This is a genomic window from Streptomyces albidochromogenes, assembly GCF_005981925.1.
GTDB classification, from domain to species: Bacteria; Actinomycetota; Actinomycetes; order Streptomycetales; family Streptomycetaceae; genus Streptomyces; species Streptomyces albidochromogenes.
In genome coordinates, this window is sequence record NZ_VBVX01000589.1 from 1 (window position 1) to 1,641 (window position 1,641).

A 1,641-nucleotide genomic window follows, 5' to 3' on the forward strand; every position below is an offset into this window, starting at 1 on the left:
ACCCCACCGTGTGGACCGAGACCAAGGACGCGCGGGCCAAGCTCGGCCCCGTCCTGGTGTACGACCCCGGCCACCTCTGCGACACCCCCGCCCGCCTGCACTGGTCCCCCACCAGCGGCTGCGAGCGCGCCGACATCGCCGCCGCCCGCGCCGTGGCACTGCTGGCGCCGATACGGCCCCAGGCGCGGCTCGACGCCGCGATGGCCGACACCGCGGAGACGCTCCTGAGCAGCTGGCTGCACGCAGCGGCCGTCGACGGGCGCCCCTTCCGCCAGGTCCACCGCTGGGCGCAGGGCCACAGTGCGCACGAGCCGGTACGTATCCTCCGCACGCACCCGAAGGCGTCGAGCGGGGCCGCGGGCCTCCTGGAGTCCGCGCTCACCGCGTACCCGGAACGCCGGGAGATCGCGCAGGAGTTGACGGTGCGGGCGCTCGCCGCGCTGTCCTCCGTCCACATTCGCGAAGCCTGCACACCCAATCGAACCGATTCGGTCACGTTGGAATCATTTGCGGGCGAGGGGGGCACTCTTTATGTGGTGGGTGAAGCAATCGAGGACCCCAAGTCGCGTCCCGGAGCGATGCCTCTGCTCACCGCACTCACCTCAAGCGTGGTCGAGCACGGCCGCCGCATGGCCGCACGGTCATCCGACGGTCGGCTCGACCCACCAATGACGTTCGTCCTGGACGACGTCGCGGCCGTGGCTCCGCTTCCCCAGCTTCCCGAGCTGCTGTCGACCGGTCAGGACCAGGGCCTGCCGACCCTGGTCCTGCTCCGGTCCCAGGAGCAGGGCCGGGCCCGCTGGCCGGACCACACCCTGACGCCCGGTTAGACGGCGTTCCCCGAGGAGTCCGACGCCCGCTCGACGACCATCTCGTACTCCTTCGCCGACTCGTCCCCCGGCATGGGCACGACCTGCCCGCTCCGGACGAACCCGGCCTTGCCGTACAGCGCCTGGGCCCGCCCGTTGCGCTCGTGCACGTACAACCGCACCCGCTCGACCCGGGGCTCCGTCAGCCCCCACGACCACTCCAGCGCGGCACGGAACAACTCCTGCGCCACTCCGGTCCCCCGCGCCTCGGGCCGCACGAAGACGCCCACCAGATGCACTTGGTCGACCGTCGGCGCACCGCCGAACACCTCGTCGGAGCCCGCCCGTTCGACAAGCGCACTGACAGAGCCGACCCACCGCCCGTCCGCCGCCTCCGCGACGAACCGCCGCACGCCCACACCCTCGGCGGCCCTGTCCGTACGCTCCGCCCAGAAGGACTCCGGCTGCGCCGCGGCCTTCTCGTGCGTCTCCAGAAACGCGATGGAAGCCAGCGGATCCCGCAGCGCGGCGAGCCGCAGCTCCCTCACCCTGGCCCACTCACCCGCACGCACGGGCCGAATCACACAGTCCATGCGGCGATACTCACCCGGCCCCGCCCCCCGAGCCAAGCGATTTCAGCGTCGCCGCCGGCCCTGGAACGCAGAAAAGCCCCGCACCATAAGGTGCGGGGCTTTCCCACAATGATTGTTCGGCGGCGTCCTACTCTCCCACAGGGTCCCCCCTGCAGTACCATCGGCGCTGAAAGGCTTAGCTTCCGGGTTCGGAATGTAACCGGGCGTTTCCCTAACGCTATGACCACCGAAACACTATG

At 70.7% G+C, this 1,641-nt stretch carries 2 protein-coding genes and 1 rRNA gene; 1 reads left to right on the plus strand and 2 read right to left on the minus strand.

Annotation, left to right across the window (positions count from 1 at the left end):
• A partial coding sequence (locus tag E2E34_RS34095) for a type IV secretory system conjugative DNA transfer family protein (RefSeq protein ID WP_244316395.1) occupies window positions 1-830 on the plus strand: 830 nt, incomplete at its 5' end.
• Here E2E34_RS34095 and E2E34_RS34100 read toward each other — a convergent pair.
• Complete coding sequence (locus E2E34_RS34100; RefSeq protein WP_138905688.1) at window positions 827-1,402, minus strand: GNAT family N-acetyltransferase; 576 nt, start codon at window positions 1,400-1,402, stop codon at window positions 827-829. The genes E2E34_RS34095 and E2E34_RS34100 overlap by 4 nt on opposite strands.
• Before the next feature lie 114 nt (window positions 1,403-1,516).
• Window positions 1,517-1,633, minus strand: a 5S ribosomal RNA gene (rrf, locus tag E2E34_RS34105).
• Window positions 1,634-1,641 lie beyond the last annotated feature (8 nt).